At 59.2% G+C, this 22,471-nt stretch carries 32 protein-coding genes; 6 read left to right on the top strand and 26 right to left on the bottom strand.

Annotation, left to right across the window (positions count from 1 at the left end):
• Positions 1-245: 245 nt before the first annotated feature.
• Positions 246-965, bottom strand: coding sequence for a tRNA-uridine aminocarboxypropyltransferase (locus BFP96_RS25410; protein WP_065891930.1), 720 nt, complete (start codon positions 963-965; stop codon positions 246-248).
• Positions 966-1,143: 178 nt separating this feature from the next.
• Here BFP96_RS25410 and BFP96_RS25405 point away from each other — a divergent pair, with 178 nt between their 5' ends.
• Both BFP96_RS25405 and BFP96_RS25400 read left to right on the top strand, forming a co-directional pair.
• Positions 1,144-1,578: a PA3611 family quorum-sensing-regulated virulence factor gene (locus BFP96_RS25405; RefSeq protein WP_065886032.1), complete on the top strand. Its 435-nt coding sequence runs from the start codon at positions 1,144-1,146 to the stop codon at positions 1,576-1,578.
• Positions 1,579-1,873: 295 nt separating this feature from the next.
• Complete coding sequence (locus BFP96_RS25400; protein WP_065937241.1) at positions 1,874-2,986, top strand: LOG family protein; 1,113 nt, start codon at positions 1,874-1,876, stop codon at positions 2,984-2,986.
• A 211-nt stretch (positions 2,987-3,197) separates the two neighbouring features.
• Here BFP96_RS25400 and recX read toward each other — a convergent pair whose 3' ends face one another.
• The 24 genes from recX to BFP96_RS25295 all read right to left on the bottom strand — a co-directional run bounded on the left by recX (position 3,198) and on the right by BFP96_RS25295 (position 19,309).
• Positions 3,198-3,665: a recombination regulator RecX gene (gene recX, locus BFP96_RS25395; RefSeq protein ID WP_065886030.1), complete on the bottom strand. Its 468-nt coding sequence runs from the start codon at positions 3,663-3,665 to the stop codon at positions 3,198-3,200.
• Between the two features lie 8 nt (positions 3,666-3,673).
• A complete protein-coding gene (gene recA, locus BFP96_RS25390) occupies positions 3,674-4,732 on the bottom strand; it encodes a recombinase RecA (RefSeq protein ID WP_005785454.1) in 1,059 nt (352 codons plus the stop codon).
• Positions 4,733-4,815: 83 nt separating this feature from the next.
• Positions 4,816-5,316, bottom strand: coding sequence for a CinA family protein (locus BFP96_RS25385; RefSeq protein WP_065891928.1), 501 nt, complete (start codon positions 5,314-5,316; stop codon positions 4,816-4,818).
• Positions 5,317-5,397: 81 nt separating this feature from the next.
• Entirely contained in the window at positions 5,398-5,898 is a 501-nt protein-coding gene (locus BFP96_RS25380; protein ID WP_065937240.1) for a lysis system i-spanin subunit Rz, read from the bottom strand.
• Positions 5,886-6,443, bottom strand: a complete 558-nt coding sequence (locus BFP96_RS25375) for a glycoside hydrolase family 19 protein (protein ID WP_065886027.1) — start codon at positions 6,441-6,443, stop codon at positions 5,886-5,888. The genes BFP96_RS25380 and BFP96_RS25375 overlap by 13 nt, the downstream gene beginning before the upstream one ends.
• A 22-nt stretch (positions 6,444-6,465) precedes the next feature.
• A complete protein-coding gene (locus tag BFP96_RS25370; protein WP_065891926.1) occupies positions 6,466-7,467 on the bottom strand; it encodes a contractile injection system protein, VgrG/Pvc8 family in 1,002 nt (333 codons plus the stop codon).
• A 9-nt stretch (positions 7,468-7,476) separates the two neighbouring features.
• Positions 7,477-7,689 (bottom strand): tail protein X, encoded by a 213-nt coding sequence (locus BFP96_RS25365; RefSeq protein WP_065886025.1) that lies wholly within the window; start codon positions 7,687-7,689, stop codon positions 7,477-7,479.
• Positions 7,682-8,065 carry a phage tail protein gene (locus BFP96_RS25360; RefSeq protein ID WP_065891925.1) on the bottom strand — a complete coding sequence of 128 codons (384 nt, stop codon included), beginning with the start codon at positions 8,063-8,065 and terminating at the stop codon, positions 7,682-7,684. Before BFP96_RS25360 ends, BFP96_RS25365 begins: the two co-directional genes overlap by 8 nt.
• Positions 8,065-10,287, bottom strand: coding sequence for a phage tail tape measure protein (locus tag BFP96_RS25355; RefSeq protein WP_065937239.1), 2,223 nt, complete (start codon positions 10,285-10,287; stop codon positions 8,065-8,067). The genes BFP96_RS25360 and BFP96_RS25355 overlap by 1 nt, the downstream gene beginning before the upstream one ends.
• Positions 10,288-10,293: 6 nt before the next feature.
• Positions 10,294-10,419 (bottom strand): hypothetical protein, encoded by a 126-nt coding sequence (locus BFP96_RS31480; protein ID WP_256095160.1) that lies wholly within the window; start codon positions 10,417-10,419, stop codon positions 10,294-10,296.
• Positions 10,416-10,997 carry a phage tail assembly protein gene (locus tag BFP96_RS25350; RefSeq protein ID WP_065891923.1) on the bottom strand — a complete coding sequence of 194 codons (582 nt, stop codon included), beginning with the start codon at positions 10,995-10,997 and terminating at the stop codon, positions 10,416-10,418. Before BFP96_RS25350 ends, BFP96_RS31480 begins: the two co-directional genes overlap by 4 nt.
• Positions 10,998-11,048: 51 nt before the next feature.
• Complete coding sequence (locus tag BFP96_RS25345; RefSeq protein ID WP_065937238.1) at positions 11,049-11,555, bottom strand: phage major tail tube protein; 507 nt, start codon at positions 11,553-11,555, stop codon at positions 11,049-11,051.
• Positions 11,555-12,721 carry a phage tail protein gene (locus tag BFP96_RS25340; RefSeq protein WP_065937237.1) on the bottom strand — a complete coding sequence of 389 codons (1,167 nt, stop codon included), beginning with the start codon at positions 12,719-12,721 and terminating at the stop codon, positions 11,555-11,557. The genes BFP96_RS25345 and BFP96_RS25340 overlap by 1 nt, the downstream gene beginning before the upstream one ends.
• A gap of 2 nt (positions 12,722-12,723) precedes the next feature.
• Positions 12,724-12,897 (bottom strand): hypothetical protein, encoded by a 174-nt coding sequence (locus BFP96_RS30980; protein WP_003189022.1) that lies wholly within the window; start codon positions 12,895-12,897, stop codon positions 12,724-12,726.
• A gap of 84 nt (positions 12,898-12,981) precedes the next feature.
• Entirely contained in the window at positions 12,982-13,230 is a 249-nt protein-coding gene (locus BFP96_RS29725; protein WP_083216688.1) for a tail fiber assembly protein, read from the bottom strand.
• An 11-nt stretch (positions 13,231-13,241) separates the two neighbouring features.
• Positions 13,242-13,862 (bottom strand): hypothetical protein, encoded by a 621-nt coding sequence (locus BFP96_RS25335; RefSeq protein ID WP_065937236.1) that lies wholly within the window; start codon positions 13,860-13,862, stop codon positions 13,242-13,244.
• Positions 13,863-13,889: 27 nt separating this feature from the next.
• Positions 13,890-14,423, bottom strand: a complete 534-nt coding sequence (locus BFP96_RS25330) for a phage tail protein (protein ID WP_065937235.1) — start codon at positions 14,421-14,423, stop codon at positions 13,890-13,892.
• Entirely contained in the window at positions 14,420-15,148 is a 729-nt protein-coding gene (locus BFP96_RS25325) for a phage tail protein I (protein WP_065898199.1), read from the bottom strand. Before BFP96_RS25325 ends, BFP96_RS25330 begins: the two co-directional genes overlap by 4 nt.
• Positions 15,145-16,140 carry a baseplate J/gp47 family protein gene (locus BFP96_RS25320; protein WP_065886016.1) on the bottom strand — a complete coding sequence of 332 codons (996 nt, stop codon included), beginning with the start codon at positions 16,138-16,140 and terminating at the stop codon, positions 15,145-15,147. The genes BFP96_RS25325 and BFP96_RS25320 overlap by 4 nt, the downstream gene beginning before the upstream one ends.
• Positions 16,137-16,469 carry a phage baseplate protein gene (locus BFP96_RS25315; RefSeq protein ID WP_065886015.1) on the bottom strand — a complete coding sequence of 111 codons (333 nt, stop codon included), beginning with the start codon at positions 16,467-16,469 and terminating at the stop codon, positions 16,137-16,139. Before BFP96_RS25315 ends, BFP96_RS25320 begins: the two co-directional genes overlap by 4 nt.
• Before the next feature lie 12 nt (positions 16,470-16,481).
• Complete coding sequence (locus tag BFP96_RS25310; RefSeq protein WP_065886014.1) at positions 16,482-17,090, bottom strand: phage baseplate assembly protein V; 609 nt, start codon at positions 17,088-17,090, stop codon at positions 16,482-16,484.
• A 3-nt stretch (positions 17,091-17,093) separates the two neighbouring features.
• Positions 17,094-17,609 carry a hypothetical protein gene (locus BFP96_RS25305; protein ID WP_065937234.1) on the bottom strand — a complete coding sequence of 172 codons (516 nt, stop codon included), beginning with the start codon at positions 17,607-17,609 and terminating at the stop codon, positions 17,094-17,096.
• 19 nt (positions 17,610-17,628) lie between these two features.
• Positions 17,629-17,967 carry a phage holin family protein gene (locus tag BFP96_RS25300; RefSeq protein ID WP_065886012.1) on the bottom strand — a complete coding sequence of 113 codons (339 nt, stop codon included), beginning with the start codon at positions 17,965-17,967 and terminating at the stop codon, positions 17,629-17,631.
• A 592-nt stretch (positions 17,968-18,559) separates the two neighbouring features.
• Positions 18,560-19,309: a LexA family transcriptional regulator gene (locus BFP96_RS25295; protein WP_170876040.1), complete on the bottom strand. Its 750-nt coding sequence runs from the start codon at positions 19,307-19,309 to the stop codon at positions 18,560-18,562.
• Between the two features lie 255 nt (positions 19,310-19,564).
• Between BFP96_RS25295 and BFP96_RS25290 the strand changes: the two genes are divergently transcribed.
• The 3 genes from BFP96_RS25290 to BFP96_RS25280 are packed head-to-tail and all read left to right on the top strand — an operon-like array spanning position 19,565 to position 21,121.
• A complete protein-coding gene (locus BFP96_RS25290) occupies positions 19,565-20,053 on the top strand; it encodes a Panacea domain-containing protein (protein WP_065886011.1) in 489 nt (162 codons plus the stop codon).
• The gene (locus BFP96_RS25285) at positions 20,046-20,417 is read left to right on the top strand and encodes a hypothetical protein (protein WP_065886010.1); all 372 of its coding nucleotides are present in this window, start codon (positions 20,046-20,048) and stop codon (positions 20,415-20,417) included. Before BFP96_RS25290 ends, BFP96_RS25285 begins: the two co-directional genes overlap by 8 nt.
• 41 nt (positions 20,418-20,458) lie before the next feature.
• Entirely contained in the window at positions 20,459-21,121 is a 663-nt protein-coding gene (locus BFP96_RS25280) for a hypothetical protein (RefSeq protein ID WP_065937233.1), read from the top strand.
• Between the two features lie 108 nt (positions 21,122-21,229).
• Here BFP96_RS25280 and BFP96_RS25275 read toward each other — a convergent pair whose 3' ends face one another.
• On the bottom strand, positions 21,230-21,778 hold the full coding sequence (locus BFP96_RS25275; RefSeq protein WP_065937232.1) for a hypothetical protein: 549 nt from the start codon (positions 21,776-21,778) through the stop codon (positions 21,230-21,232).
• 410 nt (positions 21,779-22,188) lie between these two features.
• Here BFP96_RS25275 and BFP96_RS25270 point away from each other — a divergent pair, with 410 nt between their 5' ends.
• Positions 22,189-22,470, top strand: coding sequence for a DUF3077 domain-containing protein (locus BFP96_RS25270; RefSeq protein WP_065891914.1), 282 nt, complete (start codon positions 22,189-22,191; stop codon positions 22,468-22,470).
• Position 22,471: the final 1 nt, after the last annotated feature.

Here is a 22,471-nt window from a genome sequence, read left to right as displayed (position 1 = left end):
AATGATCCTGTTTTTACGGGAGCCCTGATGGGTTCAGGGTTCACCAGTACACAAGGCAACGGCCAGGCAGCCATCGCCACGGGGCACGCTCAACGTCAAAAACACGCAAAACAACGTCGAAAAACCAAGGTAGCGCCCCAATCGGCGCCCAGCATGCCCAGCGCAGCCTGGGGGGTCAAGCACTACGCCCATGGGGATTTTAGCGGGTTGCGTGATTAAGGTGCCATCATGCAAACGTCGATGGGTCATACCGCCGGGATATAGGGCGCCAAACGTGTGTGGACAATGTCCGTCTCATCCACAGGCAACTGAAACTTGGCGGCCAGGTAGTGCGTGCTGAAAACATCGAGGTAGGCGTCCAGCACTTCGCTGGCGGCCTGATCACCGGCCAACTCCAGGCACAACGCGGCCACCTCGGCGGTGCAGAAATGATCATCACGCTTGGAACGGCGCAACTTGTAACGTGACAACTGCTCCGGCGCCAGGCTCAGCACCGGCAGATGCTCCAGGTACGGGCTCTTGCGAAACATCTTGCGCGCTTCGCTCCACGTGCCGTCCAGCAAGATGAACAGTGGGCGCTTGCCCTCCTCTGCATCCACCACGCTGACCACCCGTTCAGGCGCCACAAATTCCCCGGGAAACACGATGTACGGTTGCCATTGCGGGTCGGCGAGCAGGGTGAGCAGAGCCGGGTCGACCTCGGTCCGCGACCAGGCAAACGCGCTGGTGTCGTCAATGACATCGGCGATCAGCCAGCCGGTGTTGCTGGGTTTCATCGGTTCGACGTCGTGCATCAACAGGCACATCGCCGATTTGGCTTGAACCGTTGGTCGCCACGCGCACAAGCAGTACTCGGGAATCACTCGGCAGCCGGTGCACCGCTCGGCGCGCGATCCCCGATTCAGGAACGGCCTGACGGCTCGGGCCAGACGCTGGGTGCGCAAGCGGGAGACAGCGTGGCTCATTGGATACGCCACAGAAACGGGTCAATCGACACTGGATAACTCGAAAGCAATTGGAGTGGGCGCAGTTTACCAGCGATACGCCTGGCTGTAGTGGCCGGCGCTCACCTATAATTGCGCGCCACTGAACGCACAGCGCAGTGGCTGGTCTATGCACCAGTAACCGAATCAGGAGAATTTGATGCTGCGTTCCATGCTGCGCCTCGTTGCCCCATCCGTCGCTATTGCGCTGGCCTTGCCCATGGGCGCCCACGCGGCCTCGCTGCTGGAGGCTCAAATGAACCGTAAGCTGCAAAGCGTCGCGACCGAAAGCAACAAGGACCTGCCCCGGGAAATCGATGAGAAAACCCTGGAAGTGGCCTACACCGTTGAAGGTATGCAACTGATCGATCATCTCAGCGTGCAGCCAGACCGCGCCGAGCAGATGCGCGCCAACCCCAAGGCCGTGTATTTCCAACTGGGCCGCAGTGTCTGCACCAACCCAGGCTACCGCGAGCTGATGGCGAAGGGCGCGGTCATGCGCTACGAAATCACCGAGAACAAGACCAACCGTCCTGTCGCATCGGTCAAGTTCGCCGAAGCCGACTGCCCGGCTCCGTCCAAGAAGAAAAAGTAACCCTGCCTTGCACCTTGCGCGTTGCTGCCCGGTGACGCGCCACTCCCCCGCTCCAGCGCCCGCCTGCACCTGAACGCCGTGATCAATCACCAATAAGCGGTTGCCAGCCAAGGGTTTTCCAGCCCATGATCAGCTCATCCCATGCGCCCGCCAGAGCAGTCTTCCCTGCTGTGCTGTAATACTTTCAGGGCAAAAGAGGCCTGCCCTCCTGCGGCAAGCAACGACACATGCAGTGTCGTGCCCCCCTGACGACACGCGTCGGCTGGCCAGGCCCTGTGAAGAAGGAGAAAGTCGAATGCCTCATGAATCCAACGCCCCCCTGCTCGATCTTTTTGAACACAACGGTACCGACCTCACGCAGCAGGTTGACGCGCAGCTCCAGCTGGTCGCGCCAAACAGCCCGAACATTCCCCTTTATCGCGACATGATTCTCACGGTCCTGCGCATGGCGCAGGACGACCGTGACCGCTGGAATGCCAAGATCACCCTGCGTGCGATCCGTGAGCTGGACCACGCTTTCCGCGTGCTCGAACAATTCAAGGGGCGACGCAAGGTGACGGTGTTCGGTTCCGCACGCACGCCCATCGAAAGCCCGCTGTATGCATTGGCTCGAGAAGTCGGCGCCGCATTGGCACGTTCCGACCTGATGGTCATCACCGGCGGCGGCGGCGGCATCATGGCGGCGGCGCACGAGGGTGCGGGCCTTGAGCACAGCCTGGGGTTCAACATCACCCTGCCGTTTGAACAGCATGCCAACCCGACCATCGATGGCACCGACAACCTGCTGTCCTTCCACTTCTTCTTTACCCGCAAACTGTTCTTCGTCAAGGAAGCCGACGCACTGATTCTGTGCCCGGGTGGTTTTGGCACCCTGGACGAAGCCCTGGAAGTGCTGACCCTGATCCAGACCGGTAAAAGCCCGCTGGTACCGGTAGTGCTGCTGGACGCTCCAGGCGGCGGGTTCTGGCAAGGCGCCCTGGACTTTATCCGCAGCCAGTTGGAGGCTAACCGCTACATCCTGCCGACCGACCTCAAGCTCATACGCCTGGTCTACAGCGCAGAAGAAGCCGTGGACGAGATCAACCGGTTTTATGCCAACTTCCATTCAACCCGCTGGCTCAAGCGTGAATTCGTGGTGCGTATGAACCATCCGCTCAGTGATCAAGCCCTGGCCCATTTGCAGGATGAGTTTGCCAGCCTTCGACTGAGCGGAGAATTCCAGCAGCTTGCCTACACAGGCCAAGAGCATGACGACCCCAGGTTCAGTCATTTGACGCGGCTGGTCTTCAACTTCAATGGCCGAGACCAGGGGCGTTTGCGCGAGTTGGTGGACTACATCAACTTGCCGGAAAATTGGGTGCAGCCTCAGGGTGAAGTGCAACAGCGAGGGATGCCACAGCCTGCGTGATTTTTTGCAGGCGAAAAAAAAGGCCCACTATTTTCATAGTGGGCCTTTTGTTTGATCGTTCCCACGCTCTGCGTGGGAATGCCACCTGGGACGCTCTGCGTCCTGCTTTCAGCGAAAAAAATCAGGCACCTGCGCAATGGTGACGCGGAGCGTCACGGGATGCATTCCCACGCAGAGCGTGGGAACGATCAGTCAGGCTTTCGTTTTGCGCTCAGTCGTCCATATCACGGCCGCTTAACAAGCGACTGATCATGTCCATCGAAAACCCACGATAACTCAGGAAGCGCCCCTGTTTCGCACGCTCCCTGGCGTCAATCGGCAGATGCCCAGCAAACTTGCGCCGCCAAGTCTCTTCCAACTGCGACTGCCAACTGATACCGCACTCGCGCAAAGCAAGGTCGATATCGGCACGTTGCAGGCCACGCTGGCTCAACTCTTCGCGAATCCGCGCTGGGCCATAACCGGACCGCGCGCGGTAGGACACAAAGCTTTCGAGGTATCGGGACTCCGACAACAGCCCCTCTTCCGTCAACCGGTCAAGGGCTGTTTCGATCATTTCAGGCTCTGCGCCGCGCTGACGCAATTTACGCGTCAGCTCGACTCGACCATGCTCGCGGCGAGCAAGCAGGTCCATTGCAGTGCGCCGAACGGCGACGAGTGTATCCAGTACAACAGTCATCGTTTGCTTCAGATGTCAGTGTCGGCTTCTTCCATCTCGTCAACCGGCTCGCGGTTGGCGGCGGCCTTGACGTCCGGTGCTGGGGTGAGCAGCTTGTCGCGAATCTGCTTCTCAAGCGTGGCAGCGATATCCGGGTTGTCTGCCAGGAACTTGGCCGAGTTGGCCTTACCCTGACCGATCTTGCTGCCGTTGTAGGCATACCAGGCACCGGACTTCTCGACAAAACCGTGCAGCACACCCAGGTCGATCATCTCGCCATTCAGGTAGATGCCTTTGCCATAAAGAATCTGGAACTCTGCCTGACGGAAAGGCGGGGCCACCTTGTTCTTCACGACTTTAACGCGGGTTTCGCTACCGACAACCTCGTCACCTTCCTTCACCGCGCCGGTACGACGGATATCCAGACGGACCGAAGCGTAGAACTTCAGCGCGTTACCACCAGTGGTGGTTTCCGGGCTGCCGAACATCACACCGATTTTCATACGGATCTGGTTGATGAAGATCACCAGGCAGTTGGCGTTCTTGATGTTGCCGGTGATTTTACGCAGCGCCTGGGACATCAGACGGGCTTGCAGGCCCACGTGCATGTCGCCCATTTCGCCTTCGATTTCTGCCTTCGGTACCAGCGCTGCCACGGAGTCGACCACGATCACGTCGATGGCGTTGGAACGCACCAGCATGTCGGTGATTTCCAGGGCTTGCTCACCGGTGTCCGGCTGCGAAACCAGCAGGTCGTCAACGTTGACGCCCAGTTTGCCGGCGTATTCAGGATCCAGGGCGTGCTCGGCGTCGACGAACGCGCACGTGGCGCCCATTTTCTGAGCCTGGGCAATCACCGACAGGGTCAGGGTGGTTTTACCGGAAGATTCAGGACCGTAGATCTCAACGATACGGCCTTTTGGCAGGCCGCCAATGCCGAGCGCGATATCCAGACCCAGAGAGCCAGTGGAAATAGCCGGGATCGCCTGACGGTCGTGATCGCCCATACGCATTACGGCACCCTTGCCGAATTGACGTTCGATCTGACCCAGGGCCGCAGCCAAGGCTTTCTTCTTGTTGTCGTCCATTAAAGTCCTCACGTAATCAATAAGGCCTGACGGCCAACACCTGTATAAGTAGACAGTATTGTTCCACAAAGATCGAAGATCGCCTACCCCTGATTGTCTATTTCTGCTGCAGCTCGTCGCAACAAGCCTTCGAGCGCGGCCTTTACCGTTTGTCGACGGACCTCGTCGCGGTTGCCGGGAAAGTGCGCACGTTCGGCCGTGACCTCATCGCCCACGCCAAACGCCAGCCATACCGTGCCCACCGGCTTGTCCGGCGAACCGCCGTCCGGGCCCGCCACGCCGCTGACCGCCACGGCAAAGCGCGCCAGGCTTTTTTCCTGCGCCCCTCGCGCCATGGCTTCCACCACTTCCTGGCTGACGGCGCCGACTTTGGCAAACAGCTTTTCCGACACATTCAGTTGCCGGGTCTTCTGGCGGTTGGAATAGGTGACATAGCCCGCCTCGAACCATGCCGAACTGCCCGGAATCCGCGTAATGGCTTCGGCAATACCGCCGCCGGTGCAGGACTCGGCGGTGGTGACATGGGCATTGAGCACCTGCAAACGGCGCCCCAGTTCAGCAGCCAGTTGAGTGATTTCCTTCACGGTCGTCTCCAGGATTGGGCGGGGGTTCGCCTACCCTACAGCAGCCCATCGGCCATGCAAGTTGCAGAGTGCATCAAAAGACTAACGCGTGACGGCTCGCACATAGGCCTGACAGGCACCCAAGGCGATCAAGGCGTTATCGCCGTCGTCGGTGATGCGGATAATTCGTTGAGCATGCGCCGGGTCAAGTCGGGCGCGTGGGGCTGCATGAACCACGCCGCCGGGGGTGGTGGCGGCTGGCACTGGCGTGCAGCCGGCGGTATCGGTGGCGTCGAGAAGGACTGACAGCCGCACATCAGCAGTGGCCAGGCGGTCGCGCAAAGCAGCTTGGTGACGTTGGGCATCGCTCAACTCCTGAGTGTGTTGTTGGTCGCTGGTAGTGAGTTGGCGCTCCAGGGCCAGGCGCTTTTGCTGTTCTGCCTGTTGCTGTTCGAACGCGGCCTGCTGTTGCTGGCTGAGCGCCAGCGCCTGCCCGGCCGCCTGACGCTCCAGCTGCGCGCCATAGCGCCAGGCCTGTACTTGCCACACCAGTGCAAGCAGCAGGCAAACGCCGACCCAACGCAACGTGCCTAGCCAACGCATAGCACCGCCTTCGCCCTCTCCCACAATTGCACGCGCGCCTGCAGGCCGTTAAGGCCGCCGTTGATACGCCGGGTAATGGTGGTGAATTGATCTTTATCCGCCAACTCGTTGAGGCCGTTGCTGTGCCAGAACCAGGCGGCGGACTCACACGCCCACTGCGGTTGTTCCAGCAATTGCGGTTGTTGCAACAGGCGCTCATCGCCAAACAGTGCCTGGCTGCATGCCAGGTAGTTGCGCCGCCCCGTGACCTGGATCAGCCCCCTGCCCCGGTATTTCTGGCCATCGCCATCCGCCTCGGGGGTATTGCCCAGGCGGGTGGCCAGGGTGCCGGTGTCGTACTTGCTGAGGTATTGATCGCTGCCCAGTTCGCGTACGTAGCGCAGTTCGGCGGATTCGTGACCGATTTGGGCGAGGAAGGCGGCAATGCGCCTGGCACTGTTGAGCTCGTACCGTACGAAAGCTGCATTTAACGGGGACAAAAAAATGCCCGCTCGAAGGCGGGCTCCCGGCATCACATCAAGAAGCTGGGTAAGGGTAATCTGCATGGGATCTACTCTGAAAAAATGTCTACACCGACAAACCACTGGCCTGGATCGTGCTTCGGTAGCCGCCGGTGCGTTTACCGCTGGCCGTCACCGTCTTGATCGACCAGCGTCCCTGCATGAAGCCCGGCCACGACTCGTCCAGCAGCAGCAACCCTTCAGCGGCCAGCGACGGGTTACCGGGGCACACCACATCGATCTGCAGTACTTCTCGGCCCACACGGCGCATCTCGCCCTGCGCCGCCGAGCGCGCTTCGTCCTCGCTTGGATAACGCTGCGCCACCACCTTGAACGGTGCGATCCCCAGCTCTACCACCTGCTTTTTGCCGCCCGCCGCATCCCACCAGGACGTCTGCACGCCTTTATATTTGGCGCGACTGGTTTCGGTAAGGGTGGCGCTGATGAAGGCGTGGTCGCCCGGGTGATTGTCACGGGTGACGGACAAGCGCACATCCGGCAGCGCCTTGCCCGACAAGGACTTGATCTGACCTTTGCGCCCGAGCACATAGAGCGCGTCCACAGGCTTGGCCACTGCATCGAAGCGTTTGGCCAGCCGGGTCAGAAATGCCATGTCACTTTCGTGGGTCTGGTCGATATGCGCGATCCGCTCGCCATCGAGCTCAGGCGCCACACGCGGGGAAAACCCGTAGCGACTGGTCAATTGACGAAACAGTGCGCCCAGGGTTGTCGGCCCATGGCTGGCGGTGCGGCGCTGTTTGAACCCATGCTCATCGAACGGCGCCGCCGTGGCCACCAGCACCAGGCGCATCGGGAACAGCGACGGCTTACGCTGAGTGATCTTGAACATGCCCTTATCCAGCAAGCCGGACTCCAGATAACCGACGCGCAAGCCGACTTTCCCGCCCAGATCGGGCAGGCCTTCAAGGCCCTCGATGTCGAGAGTCAACTTGAGTTGGTCGGACACAAATCCCGCCGTGTCAATATGCTCCCACTCCAATAGCCGCTCGTTGAACAAGGCGGCATTGGCGCCGTAAAGCTCCACCACCGGTGTGAATCCAAGTGCCATGATCGCTCCTTAATCCCAGGCTGAAACCGGCCGACTCGCGACAGGTTTTGCATCCAGTTCGGGCACCAGCACACTGACGCCGGCTGGCAATATTGCGCCCTTCTCCGCCAGCTCCGGATTCAAGCGCCACAGCGCCTCCTCCGCAGCATCATCACAGCGGCCGAGCTCTCGGTAGAGCAGCAGGTTTACCGAATCGCCCGCAATACTTCGCACTCTACGCATTGACGAACTCCTCCAATACCAGCAACCAGGTAATCGCCATGGCGGTGCCGTCGTCGATGACGCTGGTTTGTTTTTCGCTGATCGACTTGATGGTCCACAACCCCCAGTTGCGCCCCAGGCCGTCCACCAGAGGCAACGGCACGCGCAGGTCCTGCAGGGCCCGCAGTTCATCCAGGCGTTGCATGCCATTGGCCCGCGCGGCCTTGCCGCCCACTGCCAATGTTTCGAGGCCCTGCCCCACCTGGCTGGATTTGGGTTTGCCGGCGATGATGTCCAGGCTGACCCACCCACCACTGCTCCCACGATCAAGGCTGTCGTAGGCGAACCCGCGGGACAGCCCGAAAATAAACGTGCCCAACACCATCTGTTGTCGCATCACACAGCTCCATCGGTCAGTGCTGCGCCACGTCGCGTCGCCAGCAGGTTGTCCATCGACAGCGGCGTAAATTGCGCTTCGATCTGTTGCACCACGAGTGTCGCCAATTGCTGATAGCTGGCTTGTTCCGGCGCGTTGATAGTGATTTGCGGGGCAAAATTGATTTGACGGTTATCGGCTTGGGGGTTGTTGAGGTTGTGGCTGACATCCGTGGGAGACGGCAAGCGATCCCCGGAACCCATTACTTTCTCGGCAAGCCATGCCCCCACGTCACTGCCGACAAACGTACCGACGGCGCCGCCCACCACGTTGCCGATCGCGCCACCGGCGACGCCGCCCATAACCCCGCCCAGCACCGTACCGGCACCCGGCACCACCGAACCGATCACCGCTCCGGCAAGCGTGCCGACCGCTCGGCCAATCGCCATGCCGGCGAACTCACCGGCAACGCCACCGGCGACGGCGCCGCCTACCGAACCCACGCTGGAGCCCAGCGCTTGACCCGGATTCCCCGTCAGCGCGCCCTGTGTGACATCAACTCCGGCCTGTGCCAGCACCAACCCCAACGAAGCCTGTCCGGCGACTTTGCCGGCCTTCTCCGTTTTGCTTGGCCGGTCAGGACCGGACGCCGAACCCGGCGTGGGTTTACCTGTAGGGGTGTCGTCACTCCGGGTGTGCTGCGGGCGGGCGGAAGGGTCAGCGGCAGGCCCTTCGCGGAGAATTTTCCCCGCGACCTTTTCAAACACCTTGTCCTTCATGGCATCGAACACACCGGAAAGCACAGCCCCCAGTGCAGCCCCTGCCACCGTGACGGCGGCGGTGGTGTGAGGCAGCGCTTCAGCCAAGCCACTCACGCCGTTGACCAAACCGGTCATCGCTGTCAGCGAGGCATCCACGGCGGGCGCCAGGGCCACATCGGAGGCAGTTTGCAAGCGCGTGGTACTGGCCTCATAGGCCTGCCGTCGAGCCTGGGAGGAATCGGCGCGAATCGCTGCAACGCGCTGAACAGAGCCTTGATCGCCTAACGCCGAGGTGGCGTAGGTGGACGTTTCGGCCACCTGCGAAAAGGCGTGTTTAACGCTGTCAATAATCGGCACCAGGCTCAGAATCGACTGGTTACCGTCGAACAGTTGCGCCGCCAGCGCCGCCTGCTTTTCAGCCGGTTGCGACTTGAGTGCCTCCAGCACGGTAACCAGGGTCTGCGGGGCATCCTGTTTCATGCCACCGGCCAGCTCTTTGGGATCAAGCTTGAGCGCTGCCCAGGCACTGCGCTGCGCGGGAGAAGCGCTGTCGCCTTTGGCCAGGGCGAGACTGATTTTTTCCAGACCGAGCTCCGCAGCACCTTTGCTGTTACCGGCACTCAACAACACCGCCGAAAGCGCTGCCGCCTGCTCGGGAAGCATGCCCGCAGTCGTTGCGGCGGCGCCGCGACGTTGCACGATCGCTGCAATGTCCGCTGACTCGGCCTTGAGCGAGACATCGTTGCCCAGCACATTTGTCGCGTCAGCCAAATCCAGGGCTTGGGCGCGGTCAAGGTGCATAGACTCACGCCATCCGCCGATGAGTTCGCTGGCATGCTTCACATCGATTTTGAACGCCGTCGCCATGATCGCGGCGTCGCGGGCGAATTGCTGCAAGTCTGCCTGGCGCCCGGCTTGGTCGATATTGCCTGACGCGTCAACTCGCTCGCTGCCGATACCCGACTTGGCCGCAACGTACTCGACCTTCGCCAGGTCCACCGCGCTCGCGCCGCTGGCCGCCACCATGGGCTCGGTCGCCATGGCGAGGTTGGCTTCGCGCATTGACTTGCGCTCACGCCCGACGAAGTGCAGCAGTTGGTCCAGGTCGGTCATCGCGGCATCCAGTGCCTGCGATGGCGTACCCGCGGGGGCCGCCGTGCGGGTGCTCGTATCGCCCGTGCCCGCCGCCTCGATGGCGTCGGCTTGCCGGGCGTCCATCATCTTGAGCAATGAGGCGTTGAACAGCTCAAGCGTGTCCACAAGCCGCGCCTGGCCTTCGGCCAAATGGTTGATCTGCAGGCTGGCATCGGCCAATGCCAACACCAGGTTCGCGGCACCTCCCGGCACCGCCTCAGCCGGACTCGCCAGGGTTTGCGCGATGGGGTTGAGGCTGGCCTGTGCGCCGGCCATTTCGGGTGAGCGCTGAATCATCACGCCGTCCCTGGCGATGGCTGACTCAGCGCTTTTATTACTGTCTGCCATCCCGCTCTACTCCTGTTTAACGCCAAGGCGATTGATCGCGATGTCGTAGCGGCGCAATGCCTTGCCGGCGTCCCAGTCGAGGATTTCCGCTTCGGTTACTGAGTAAACCAGCGGTACTACATCGAGGATCACTTCGATGTCGCGTTCCGAAAGAAGTCCGCCGGTTTGTTTAAAAAATCGTCGATGCGCCCCTGCAGTTCGGTCCAGTCGGGCACGGTCAAGCCGGCGAGATCGGGAATCATCAGGCCGGCGCAATGAGCGGTGATGAACTCGGCACGTTCTTTGTTGGTGGGCAGTTTTTTCATCACTTTGGTGGCGCGCAGGGCGGGCATTTCCAGGGTGACGTGGGTGAGCGTGCGACCGCTTGCCTGAAGGGGAAGCAGCAGCGCGACCTGCTCGCTGGTCAGCGATTGGCGCGGCACATCGGCCTGATCGAGAAAAAACGATGCAGGCTGGGTCGACATCTCGTGTACGTATTGCGCAATGCTGACGTAGTCCGGGCGCTTGAGTTGGTCGAGTTCTTTTTCCGACAGGCCGGTGGCGAGCTTGGCCAGTTCGAAAAACTGCTCATCTTCATCGTCGCCAGCGCGCGCCAGGGCTTCTTTCTGTGGCGCGTAGAACAAGGGTTTGAGTTGAATCTGCTCGATCACGGCACCGGTGTCAGCGGTGATCGGGGACAGCAGGACGTGTAGCGCAGGCATCCAGGCCATGGGGTGATTCCTTGATCAGGTATGGGGGCGAGCGAACCCGCCCCCGGGGGGTTACGGCATCAGCACGGCGCGGCGGGCGTCGCCGAGAATGTCGACGCCGTTGAGCACGAACTTCTGGGTGCGCACGTCGATATCGATCACCGAAATGCCGTTTTCCAGACGGTTATAGGTACGGCAGGACAGTTCCAGGGTGGTGACGGGCTTGGCATTCATCGTCAGCGCGGTTTCGGTCAGCGTCTTCAACTTGCCGCCCACGGTGTGGTAGGTGAAGTAGGTCTTGCCATCCTGATCCTGCCCGGCTTCGCGCACGTTCAACAGGATGTCATCGCCTCGCGTGACGCCAAGCGCCAGCAACACTTCTGCACCCACCCCTTGCAGTACCAGGGTTGCGCCCATCACCTTGGCGCTTTTGGCCACCTCCTCGGCGATGAAGCGCCCGCCGGTCATCGGGTCCATTTCGAACTCGATCTTCGGCGGCGTAAAGGAATCGACCGTGGCCGACAACGGCAGGCCTTGGAGGGTGGCCGCAATGGCCTGTCTGACTCGGTTGGTAAACATTAGAGAACGTCCTCCAGGAACTGCTCGATGATTTCATCGCGGGCGTTGAGTTGATAAACCATGTGTTCGTTCGGCGCGTAGCGACCGTAGTCGATGACGATGAACCAGGTGCCGTTCTTGTACTTTTCGACGCTGTTCAACTCCGGGTGCAGGTAGACGCTGCCGCCAGGGATGGTTTCGTCGGCCACCAGGGTTTGCAGCCAGTCGTTGATGCGCTTGACCTCCTGGTCCATGAAGGATTTGGTGAGGTTCTTGGCCATGGCCTTCTGGCCGGCCTTGACCAGCTTGCGGCTGATGGCGTCTTCCAGGCCGACATAGCTCATGAACTTGCCGGTGATGGAACGGTTGCCCAGCAGCGAGAAACCGCCGAGCACCGTGCGGGCGTAGTAGCTCACGCCATAACGGTTGAGCAGGTCGCCTTCGGTGGAGGTGTCGAGGATGTTGTACTCGACGACGCGGGAAACGTCTTCGGCGAAGGTCACCTGGTTGCCCGGGCTTTCCCATTGCTTGACCTTGGCCAGCGCAGCGATGGCCAACGAGGACGGCGAGAGGAACACGTTCTTTTTCGCAGCCTTGGAATACACCGACGGCATGTTGTGCACCAGCAGGCAACGGTCGAAGCCCAGGTCTGCACCGCCCAGTTCGCCGCTGTAGGTCACTTGATCGGCGACCGAAGCGTCCTTGCCATCGAGTACCACACGGGCCTTGATGCGCTTGCCGAAGGAGGCGAACTCGCCGGCCACGGCCTTGGTGCCGGTGAAACCCGGGGCACCGATGATGGTCAGGTCTTCAGGCACGCTGCTCAGGGCAGCCAGGCCGAGTTTGCGACCGGTGACCGGGTCGTTGCCGCCGATCACATTGTTGAGCGTGTCGGCCGGGGTGGCGCCTTCTTCGACAATCACCACGTAGACCGGCACCTTGACCACTTTGAGGATCTGGTACACCGCCTGGAACAAGGTGCCCGACTCGGTACCGGTCGGGTCGAGCAGTGCCTGGGTGGTGAAGCTGTTGATACGAAACGGCGCGTTTTTCGGGATCGACGCATGGGCGTTGGGGGCAGTGCCCACCAGGCCGATGACGTTATCGCCCAGGCCACCCATGGCCTCGGGCGATTCGGTGGCATTGACGGTAATGCCGTTGTGCTCGAAGTTCAAAACCTCAGCCATGATTATTCAGCCTTCTTGGGGGTGGAATTGAGGACGCTGGTCAGTTCCAGACGGCCGGCGGTGCGCAGAGCGGATGCTTCGACGTCCAGCAGTTCAAGCTCCTCGCCAGCGGTGGACCAATGGCCGTTACCGATGGGAAAAGGGATGAGGACGGTGTAGGTTTGGCGCGTGGGCATGGGTAGGATTCTCCGGGTGAGAAATGCCAAAGCCCCTGCGGGAGGGGCTTTGGGGAGGCGAAAAAAAACCGCTTTCGCGGTGGGTTATTTCAGGAAGGTAGGCAGTACGGGCCACCGCAGTGCCGATGGTTCAGCTGCCTGCTCTGGAATATCGCGCAACGCTTTACGATAAGATGCAACTTCAGCTCGCTGCGCATCAGAGGCGGGATAATCGGGCAGTTGAGTGAAGTCAGTTGCCCTTAGTAACTGATCCCGACGCGCGCGAATGGCAGCCCATTCAATTTCAGGTGTCGGCGTAGCAACCTTCAATGTTGGATTTTCGACATTAGACATTTACCGTTTCCTTAACTAAAAATTACGGTGTCAGCCAAGGACACTTTGGTTTTGAGATCGCCGAGATTAAACAGACGCCCATTGCCGACACGCATGGTGTCGATACGGATAGTTGTATAATAAATATTTGGAATCAAAATCCGCATGACAATATTGCCGTTTGCATCTACGTAGACTGCCGGCGTCATATTTCCGAATGTTGACACATTGTGGAGAGTACGGTTCGGCTGGTAGCAATAACCAACGACCGTTTCATCGATGATTTTTGCCGTGCCATAACTGTAACCCTTGATGTTGAACCAGAACATCTCGGAGTTGACATTAATATTCAGAGGGATTTGGAAGTGAATATAAACATTGAGACTTGCCCCCAAGTCGGTCGCCTTGAAATCACCTATAGCCATAGACTCATAAACGCCGCCAGTGCCGTAGACATGGCCTTGGAGAATGCTACCACGTATGGTGCCTGGATAATTTGGATCACCTTCGACATCCTTTAGACTGCGCCATTCATTGAACTGAGATAGTGCACCGGCCATCGTCGCATTGATACTCCCAATTTTACCATTGACCGCAGCAGTCAAATTATTCGCCGCTGTCACCAGCGACGTGATAGTCGTTTCTAGACTCACGTTGTAACTCCTTAATTTGTCGATACCTTAACGGCCCGCTTCCAGCGTTATTACACGAAACAACAACTCGGTGTGCCGTGCCATATTGTCGATATTCGCAGTAGCGAGTACGGCAATATCGTTTCCCAGCAAAATATTCAGATTGTCACTTCCTACCACAATCGTCACGCTATCCGCCGGCAACGGCGAAATATCCAGCGTGAACTTCTGCAGTACCCGAGCCGCCGCCGCTTTATACGTCAGCAACTTCCCCGCTACGGAATACACCGCCAGCAAGGTCCCACTGGCGAGGTAAAAGCCGAACTCGCCAATTTCATACTCATCGTCGCCGTCAAACAGCGCGGCCATCCTGAGTTGGCGCTCGCCCAGGTCTTCGTAATCCACAATGGCGACCCGTTGGCGCTCATCGCGCAAGGCCACTTCCGTGCCATCGGGGTTGTAGCGGCCGGTACCGGCGCCGATGTGGGTGATTTCGCCTTTGAGGCCCTGGTTCCTGGCCTGCAGCACTTCATCCAAACCCTTGGAAGTGAAGCGCACCAGGCGCGTGATTTCATCTGTCATGGCTGCGCCCTGAGGTCGTAGTCGTTAATGGTGTAGTGCCGGGCAACCCCGGCACTGTTCAGCCGGGCGCCAAGCCCGAGTTCCGGCAGCACGCCTTCAAGCAGCAACTCGCCATCGTTGAACGGGGCGTGAGTGGCGCTGCTGAGGGAGAACGCACCGTGTACTTTCATTTCGGGCAAGGCGCCGGGCGGGCTGTCTTCGCCGATGCTCAAACCAGGATCAGCCGCGCCAGCCAGTCGCACACCCTGGGAGGTTTCATGCACGATGGTAATCGTGGCCTGATCCCGCTCGCTCTTGGCCGCGTTGACACGGCGGATCAGCCGGTTGTGGTCGCCACTGGACCAACTGCGCCCAATGATCGCCTGCACGTCAAAGGTGTAAGGCATACCGGTTGGCCGCTGCTGATACCAGGCGCTGATGTTGGGAGTAAACCCCAGTGACTCCACCGCATGGCTCAAGGCCTTGGGTGTGCCGGCCTGGCGCTGGATCTGCCAGGACAAGGCCACGGTCAGGCGCTTTTCCGATTCGCTGGCTTGGGCATCCCATTCGCTGACACCTCGGTCGGCGGCCAGGTAAGGCAGAAATTCGCTGGGGGTTTGCAGCGGGTTCATCAACGCTGGAAACGGCGGTGCGACCCGGTCAAGCAGCTTGCCGAACCCTGTATCCAGCGCTTTTTCCAGCGGTGAACTGTTGGCCGGCAATAAACTCGCTTTGGGTTCACTCATAGCGTACGCACCTCCACCTCGACACCTGTGCAATACGGGGCCTGGAACGCGCTGCTGACAATCGGCGCCAGCGGCTCCAGGATTTGCAGTTGCGCCGCCCCTGCACTGTGAATGGCGTAGTCGATCCAACTCGGGTCGACGCGCCCTTCCAGGCGATGGCAGGAGTCAGCGTAAGTCTGCAGCAGTTGCTGCGCCGCCATTTGGGTCAAACCCGAGTCTGGCCCGGCGTTGATCCTGGCGATGACGCGAATCTTGTAGGGTTGAATCTGTGCGCCCTGGACGGTGACGAGATCGGTTTCCGGGCGTACATCAGGCCGTGCGAAATGTCGGCGCACACCGTCAAGCAAATCGGCGGATGGGGTACCGTCGCCGTCACGCGACAGCACGGTGACCATCACTTCGCCGGGCGCGATGCGTCGGCCGTTACCGTCCTTGACCTGGGCCGCATAGCCGTCCGGATCGAAGGTGTAGTTGACGGTCACCACGCCCGGCGATGCGCTCTGGACCTTGACCGCCGGCCGCTCGCCGAGGGTGAACACTTCGCGGCGGTACTGCATCCGCGAACCCGCCGCCGGAGCATGGGGTGCCAGGTAGTAGCGCAGGCGGGCATCGTCGTCGCTTTCCAGGATCGGCGGCACCGGCGGGAAAGCCGCAGGGTCACCGGGGTCGAGTACCTGGCGTTCCAGGCCCATATCCGCCAGCCGTGCATCCAGGTTACTGCCGGTGGCCCACCACGCCAGCATCTGCTTGATGCGTGCATTGTATTTGCGCTCATGGGTTTGCAGGCGCACGCAGAAAGCTTCCAGCGCCAGGGTCAGCAGCTCGCTTTCGTTGTCGAGGCTGACCTTGAGTTTGGCCGCGCTCTGCGGCGCACTTGCTGCAACGTAGTCGACCACGAAGGCCTTGAACTCGGCCAACAAGGGTTCGAACTCGTCAACCGCGATAATCGCCGGCTCGGCCAGTTGGTTCTGGCCAGGGATCAGCATGCTCATGTCACGACCTCAAAGGTTTGTTGGCGGTTTTTCCAGGTGCCGGCAAAGCGCAGCAGCAGGCCGGCGCCCTGGCGGGTGGCGACGATGACCTGGGGCTGAAAGTCGCCGATGCCGTTCTGAGCGTTGTAGAACGCCTGGGCGGCATGGCTCTGGGCGAGCAGCAGCAGGTCGTCGCCCAGGTTTTGTCCGAGCAACTGCGGGATCAGCGAGCCATACAGCGGACGCTTCTGCCGTGTGCCAATGGGCGTGGTCAGCGCTCGGGTGGCGCGCTGGACGAATTGCAGCCAGTCATCGACGGCCGCCCCGGTGTTGCGATCGATGCCAATCATGGAGTGTCCTTGTCAGGGGCTGATGACCCGACCTTGGTGGTCTATCACCGGGCCGCTGAAGTGAGCACCGCCGGCATCCAGCAACAGTGCGGTGCCGCCGATTTGCAGGGTGATGCCCTGCGGGTTGAGGGTCAGGCTGGCGGCGCCGACCTTGAGGTCGACCTGTTCGCGAGAACCGGTGACCATCGTCGGCCCGTTGGCCCAGTTGAAGGTGTGGCTGGCGTCGTCGTAATCGCTTTGGGTACCGTCTTGATGGCGTCGTCGGGTCACCGAGGGAACCGTCGAGACTGGCGGAAAGAGACTACTGTTGAGGCCGAAAAGAGCCACGGACTGCGCCCCCCCTTCCCCACCGCCGTAGTTGAGCAACAGACATTGCTCGCCTACGGACGGAATACGGGTTTCGGTTTGCGCACCGGCGCTGGGGTTGAAAAAGCGGATGGCCGGCGTGAGCAACTCACCGTGGCTGACCCGGCAGGTATTGCTGGCGGCGTCGACCTGTTGGCAAACGCCAATCCGGCAGAAGCTTTCAGCGCGGCGGTACAAGTCCTCCAGCTGAGCCTCCATCTCCGCCAGCCGCTCGACGATTGGCCCCAGTTGCATGCGTAACAGCGCGTCGAACATGGGCTACTCCGCCAGTGGTCTGTATTGATCGGGGTCATCGATGTTCAAGACGTCCCAGGTGCAGGCAAATAGCGCTTGGCCCGTAGGATCGTTGAGTAATTCGGGCCCGAGATAGAGGGTTTGAGTGAAGGAAACAGTCCAGGTGTCGTAGTTCGTCGCTACGGTGGAAACCATAGAAGGAGCGGCGACCATATTCGTCGGCAAATCGCACTGGGACTGAGGCAGGTTCCAACGGTTGTCCAGCACCAGGTCCATCAGTTGGCTGGCCAGGTCACAGGCATCGAACGGCAATGCGCCGGGGGCAACCATGGCCCTGAGCGAAATGGCCAGGACATGGGCCTTGCGCCCTTCGCGGGAGCGAATGCCCGGACCGTTGCCTTCAACCGTGATCATGACGCCGGTATTCTCCAGGTCACTCTGGAAGTCCCGGTGGCTGCCGACCTTGAGGTCCGGGTAGGCCGCATGCAGCGCCGCGCCGATAGCCTGGGGTAGTTGGGATGGCTTTTCGATAAGGGTCATTTGGGTAGCGTCCTTGCGGTTACTGCGGGTCCTGACGAGACCCTTCATTGATCCCGATGCGCTTGGCTGCCCAGCGCTCATACAGGCCGATGGCCACGTCGGCGCCGGCCATGGCGGTCAGGCAACCAATGGCGCCGGCAGTCCAGATCGACATACCGGCGGCATAACACAGCATCAGGGCCGAAACCCCGCAGACCATGCACGCGCCGGACCTGAGCGCCAGACGGCGGATCAACGACCAGCCGCGGGCGCCCTCCTTGTCGGCGCGCCACATCTCTCCGGAAACGCCGCCGACCAAGGCCAATATGATCACCAGCCAGATAGGCATTTCCGCTAACGCTTGTTGTTCGTTTGTCATGTCACGCCTCCTGGCTGAGCACTGAATAGTCCGTTTTTCAATTACACACACTTCGATAGGTAGGCATTCCAAAAAGCCCGGTAGCCCGGGCTTTTCAGTAATGATGTCCTCGGACTTTCGGCGCTACTGGCGCGGTACGGTCCTTTCCTGAATGTTTTTCCGACCACGATCCCTGTCTGCCGGATAACTGCTTCTGGTGCTTTACGCTGCACACCCGGGTCAGTTGCCAACCCTCTGAACCGTTAAGGCCGGTTCATCGCTGCCTGTTTTTGAAGCTGGGTGAAACTAAAGAGCGTCGGCATCCTTGCCGGTGTTGCCTGGCATCCCTGCCACCGCTTCGATGGCGTCCTTGCCGATGTTGCGTGCCTTCCTTGTCTTCCTTGGCGGCATCCTTGCCGCCTCCACCAGGCCTTGTTGGCTGGCTTGAGATGAATAATATGCATGTATGCATATAAAGTCAATGCATCAATGCATTTATTTTTCCGGCAAATATGCATTGGCGCATTCAAAGTCTTATGTGCTCGGGGTTTGGAGGTGTTCTGCAGGCGAAAAAAAACCCGCTCATGGGCGGGTTTCGTCTTACGCGATGAGGTTAGCGGGCGTACATCCCCCACCAGAAAACATGACCGAGGATGCTGATCTGCTCATCCTGAATATCCTGGAAGCTATAGTCTTCATCCGGATGCTCATCACGGTTGAAGCTGCGCAGGCGAATCCCGGAAGGCAGACGGTAGAGCTGTTTCACCCGTAGCTGGCCATTATGATTGATGGCATACAGGTCACCATCGACGATGTCGCCAATCCCGCTCTTGCCGGCATTAACCCCCACCGTCGCGCCATCGCGCAGCACCGGCAACATACTGTTGCCGCGCACCGTCACGCATTTGGCCTGATCGAACTGCACGCCGTTATGCCGAAGGCTGCGCTTTCCAAAGCGCAGGCTGGCTTTCTCACTTTCCTCGATGACGAATCTTCCTGATCCAGCAGCCAATTCAACCTCGCGCAGAAAGGGGATCGACACCTCGTCATCATTAACGGGCGTGTCGTCGTCCCACAGGCTTATGTCCTTGAGCTCCGAATGCATCGGGTCGCGCCCATCATCTCGCAAAGCACCCATACCGGCACCGGCGCGCCCACGCAGGTGATCGGTGCTGACGCGGAAATACTCGGCGATGCGAGAGATGTGTTTGTCCGACGGGTCAACGATCTTGCCGCTGAGGATCCGGGACAGTGTGGATTGAGGCACACCGGTGCGTCGGTGAAGCTCCGTGGGGGAGATCCGATCGCGATCCAGCAGCTCTTTCAAGACGATAGAAACGTTGCGTTTTTGCATAACGCGGATATTGACGGGAGTCTTGAAGGTTGGCAAATGCTAATTTGCATATTTATGCATTAAACACACAATTTTGTTTAGATTGAAACAAAATACTGTATATGCAAACAGTTAATTGCTTTCTATCATTCAGAACCGCTTGATATCGCCGCAGGGTAGCCTGATGCCACACCGAGCGGATGGACAGGCGCCCTTGCTTATCGACAATTCAGGGCCTATGTATAAGACTCTGGAACAACATGGCCAGCAACGACGGAGGTGCTCATGGCTTATTCAGCGCTAGCTGTCGCTAACGCCTTCATTGAACGCGCGAAGGAAGGCAAGCTTTCGGGCCTGACGCCCATGAAGCTGCAAAAACTGCTGTTCTACACGCAGTCCTGGCATCTGCGTGAACGGGATCAGCCGCTCATGGATGACCACTTCGCCCGCTGGCAATATGGCCCGGTCATCCCGTCGCTGTACCATGAGTTGAAATCCTACGGCAGCCGTCCGGTCACTTCGCTGCTCAGCAATTTGAAGCCGGACGACGAAGACATCATCTTCGTAACACCGAGGATTCCCGACAGTGACACCTATGCCCACCGCCTGATTGATCGGATCATCAGCAAATACGGCAAATGGTCAGGCACCCAACTGTCCAACCTTTCCCACGAGAACGGCACAGCCTGGGCCCTCAAGGGCGCCGACGGTTCCGCCATCGACTGGCAAGACATGGCAGCACTCATTCATCCCAAGAGTCGCATCCGTGAGTGAAGAACTCGACAGTCTGGAACTCACCCTACCCCCCGAGGCAGGACCCGACCAGGACTCACAAGCCGGTGGCGAGCAAGCCATAGGCACCGATGATGAAAGAAACCAGAACCTCAAAGACCAGAAGGCCGAACGGCAACTGCGCAAGAAATATGCGGGGCGTGCGTTCTGGTTTGCTGCCTGCGGAGTGATCTTCTGGGCGGTGCTGCTGGTGTGGAATGGGTGGTCGACGTATTACTCGGGTAAGGCGCCGTTCTCGGATAACGTGCTGATTGCCATCACCACGGCGACTTCAATCAATTTGTTTGCGGCGTTTCTTGGGGTGATCAGAGGGTTGTTTCCGGCAAGTGGGCGTAGATCCAGATAGCCTGTTGAACCGCGCGGTAATTCCAACTTTGAAGGATTAATATGCTGCGAAAAAGCCAGATCATCACTCTCCCGGCATTGATCGCATCGGTACTTTTACTCACAGGCTGTCCGCCACCTGCTGAATTCACACAGTGGCGGCGTACCTCCACGAACGTCGATGATGTTAAGGCTGCGATGGCGGAATGTGGTGACCCTGTAGGCGGCTCATTGACTCAATTACCCATAAATGAACAGGTACTCCAGTTTCAATGCATGCAACTTCTGGGTTTTAAGCGTAAAGACGGTTTTGAGTTCTGTGATGTCATGAAAGACACTCCGGCCTGCGTTGAAGCAAAAAAAGGTCGTCCACTAAGCGTGTCCGAGCTTGAGGCTTTGCCGTTTAAAGATGATGACGGTTTCTACCCGATAAAACCCGATTCTGGCCGGTTTGAAGACATGCAGGTCACCTGGCGTAAAGTAGGCGCATCGACGCACCACTCCGTGCAACTGGTCAACGATAAAGAAGCGCTACCGGTCATGTACGCCTGCGGATACCCAAAACCGCTGGGGTCGAACCTGGCCGTCGCCAGCATCGTGCGCACAGCCAAGGCACAACGCTGCATGATTGATCATGGTTTTGAACCGAAGAATAAAATGATTCTGGTCTGCCTGCCTTATCCCACCGTGACGGGTTGTAAAAATGGCGCTGGAGAGAATGAGTGATCAGAGCGATAAATCGCTGAGTTTATGGCGGTGTTACTGCTTGGTGATTTGGCGCGTACTGCTTTCAGGGCGCCCGGTAGCTAATCATTCAGAAACGCAGAAATAGACTTAGCTGAAGTCAAGCGACTCGAAAACTCCTCCCGTAGCCTCACCCGAGGAGATGCAGACTTTGAACGGATACCAGCAATCGTCTACATACCATCCCTCCCCTGTAATAATCCCATCCGCGAGCGAGACTTGGATATTTCTAATCCCGTCCAAAGACAGGTGCTCAGAGCACCAGACCTCAGCCTCGCCTTTAACAAGCCTGAGCCACAACCCATTTGAAACAAGAACACTGTCTAATTCTGGAATGCTGACCAAATACTCGATATCCCCACCGAAATGCTTCAAGAGAACGCCGCTACGAATGTCCACGATATAACCCTGACCACCGGCAACTATCATCACATGGAAAGTTGAACCCAGCTCCAGAACGCAACTGAAGCGGCAAAAACCCGGTTGAAAATTCCCCACCCAAGAAGGCATCGCCTCCGGCGAGAACCTGATGACGACTCCTTCACTATGGTGCCCTTGGCCGGTAGCGCTGAACTGTAAAGGAAGAGGTCCTTCGCCTGGTAGCCCAGCAAGAATCTGATACTTCAGGGTACTCGTCATAAGTTTCCGGGTTGCGAAATTCAAACTAGTCGAATCATGACATTACCTGCCACATCGTTCTAGGAGGCGTGATTTGCCAATGGTGCCTACTGGAGAAAAGTGGACGCATCTATTTCCAGGACACAATTTTCCCAGTTGCACCCTCCCTATCACCACGCTACCCTTCCATTCGTCGCTGCCAATTCAGCGATCGGGCCTGAGAACCCGGCAAGATGCAGGCGCAAAGCGCCCCCAAACCCGATCTGCAGGCGTTTTTTTTCGCCCATCATTTCGTGCAATGGCGGCTGTGCGTGGGAGACCTTCGGGTCTGCCGGGTTCCTGTATCTCCGGTTTCTCAGCCTGCGCACAGCTGCCACCCATTCGCCTGAGAACGAACGTGGTAGCTCTCACTTGATATGGGAGTTTTACCGATGACTGCTACAAATCCGCCTGCGTTAACCACCCTCGGCGTCACCCCCTTCTCCTTTCACTCCGACCAGCCTCTATTCCGCGTCAACAGCGGTGTTTCCCTGCAGGAAGCCTTGCATCACGCCTCCGATCTTCTCCATGTCGCCAAGCTGCTCGCAGAAGATGCGGCGATGACCAAGGAGACGGACCGTTACGCATGGGCGTCGCATTACTTGCAGGAGATGGTCAAGGCGGTGATTGATGATGTGGTGAAGGTGTTGGATTCCCCCAACAACATTCCGTAAG

The sequence above is a fragment of the Pseudomonas sp. 34 E 7 genome (assembly GCF_900005715.1).
Lineage (GTDB): Bacteria > Pseudomonadota > Gammaproteobacteria > Pseudomonadales > Pseudomonadaceae > Aquipseudomonas > Aquipseudomonas orientalis_A.
The sequence above is the reverse complement of the archived record's forward strand: the minus strand, read 5'-3'. Positions and strand labels throughout refer to the sequence as shown.

What these genes read in the sequence shown, in the direction of transcription:
- recX (WP_065886030.1), bottom strand. Translation starts at nt 3,665, where the DNA reads ATGACTGTTGTACTGGATACACTCGTCGCCGTTCGGCGCACTGCAATG.
- BFP96_RS25270 (WP_065891914.1), top strand. Translation starts at nt 22,189, where the DNA reads ATGACTGCTACAAATCCGCCTGCGTTAACCACCCTCGGCGTCACCCCC.
- BFP96_RS25350 (WP_065891923.1), bottom strand. Translation starts at nt 10,997, where the DNA reads ATGGCCTGGATGCCTGCGCTACACGTCCTGCTGTCCCCGATCACCGCT.
- BFP96_RS25320 (WP_065886016.1), bottom strand. Translation starts at nt 16,140, where the DNA reads ATGAGCATGCTGATCCCTGGCCAGAACCAACTGGCCGAGCCGGCGATT.
- BFP96_RS25355 (WP_065937239.1), bottom strand. Translation starts at nt 10,287, where the DNA reads ATGGCAGACAGTAATAAAAGCGCTGAGTCAGCCATCGCCAGGGACGGC.
- BFP96_RS25305 (WP_065937234.1), bottom strand. Translation starts at nt 17,609, where the DNA reads ATGACCCTTATCGAAAAGCCATCCCAACTACCCCAGGCTATCGGCGCG.
- BFP96_RS25370 (WP_065891926.1), bottom strand. Translation starts at nt 7,467, where the DNA reads ATGGCACTTGGATTCACACCGGTGGTGGAGCTTTACGGCGCCAATGCC.
- BFP96_RS25300 (WP_065886012.1), bottom strand. Translation starts at nt 17,967, where the DNA reads ATGACAAACGAACAACAAGCGTTAGCGGAAATGCCTATCTGGCTGGTG.
- recA (WP_005785454.1), bottom strand. Translation starts at nt 4,732, where the DNA reads ATGGACGACAACAAGAAGAAAGCCTTGGCTGCGGCCCTGGGTCAGATC.
- BFP96_RS29725 (WP_083216688.1), bottom strand. Translation starts at nt 13,230, where the DNA reads ATGTCTAATGTCGAAAATCCAACATTGAAGGTTGCTACGCCGACACCT.
- BFP96_RS25360 (WP_065891925.1), bottom strand. Translation starts at nt 8,065, where the DNA reads ATGCGACAACAGATGGTGTTGGGCACGTTTATTTTCGGGCTGTCCCGC.
- BFP96_RS25410 (WP_065891930.1), bottom strand. Translation starts at nt 965, where the DNA reads ATGAGCCACGCTGTCTCCCGCTTGCGCACCCAGCGTCTGGCCCGAGCC.
- BFP96_RS25330 (WP_065937235.1), bottom strand. Translation starts at nt 14,423, where the DNA reads ATGACAGATGAAATCACGCGCCTGGTGCGCTTCACTTCCAAGGGTTTG.
- BFP96_RS25290 (WP_065886011.1), top strand. Translation starts at nt 19,565, where the DNA reads ATGGCTTATTCAGCGCTAGCTGTCGCTAACGCCTTCATTGAACGCGCG.
- BFP96_RS25365 (WP_065886025.1), bottom strand. Translation starts at nt 7,689, where the DNA reads ATGCGTAGAGTGCGAAGTATTGCGGGCGATTCGGTAAACCTGCTGCTC.
- BFP96_RS25275 (WP_065937232.1), bottom strand. Translation starts at nt 21,778, where the DNA reads ATGACGAGTACCCTGAAGTATCAGATTCTTGCTGGGCTACCAGGCGAA.
- BFP96_RS25325 (WP_065898199.1), bottom strand. Translation starts at nt 15,148, where the DNA reads ATGAGTGAACCCAAAGCGAGTTTATTGCCGGCCAACAGTTCACCGCTG.
- BFP96_RS25375 (WP_065886027.1), bottom strand. Translation starts at nt 6,443, where the DNA reads ATGCAGATTACCCTTACCCAGCTTCTTGATGTGATGCCGGGAGCCCGC.
- BFP96_RS25345 (WP_065937238.1), bottom strand. Translation starts at nt 11,555, where the DNA reads ATGTTTACCAACCGAGTCAGACAGGCCATTGCGGCCACCCTCCAAGGC.
- BFP96_RS25405 (WP_065886032.1), top strand. Translation starts at nt 1,144, where the DNA reads ATGCTGCGTTCCATGCTGCGCCTCGTTGCCCCATCCGTCGCTATTGCG.
- BFP96_RS30980 (WP_003189022.1), bottom strand. Translation starts at nt 12,897, where the DNA reads ATGCCCACGCGCCAAACCTACACCGTCCTCATCCCTTTTCCCATCGGT.
- BFP96_RS25315 (WP_065886015.1), bottom strand. Translation starts at nt 16,469, where the DNA reads ATGATTGGCATCGATCGCAACACCGGGGCGGCCGTCGATGACTGGCTG.
- BFP96_RS25310 (WP_065886014.1), bottom strand. Translation starts at nt 17,090, where the DNA reads ATGTTCGACGCGCTGTTACGCATGCAACTGGGGCCAATCGTCGAGCGG.
- BFP96_RS25400 (WP_065937241.1), top strand. Translation starts at nt 1,874, where the DNA reads ATGCCTCATGAATCCAACGCCCCCCTGCTCGATCTTTTTGAACACAAC.
- BFP96_RS25280 (WP_065937233.1), top strand. Translation starts at nt 20,459, where the DNA reads ATGCTGCGAAAAAGCCAGATCATCACTCTCCCGGCATTGATCGCATCG.
- BFP96_RS25340 (WP_065937237.1), bottom strand. Translation starts at nt 12,721, where the DNA reads ATGGCTGAGGTTTTGAACTTCGAGCACAACGGCATTACCGTCAATGCC.
- BFP96_RS25380 (WP_065937240.1), bottom strand. Translation starts at nt 5,898, where the DNA reads ATGCGTTGGCTAGGCACGTTGCGTTGGGTCGGCGTTTGCCTGCTGCTT.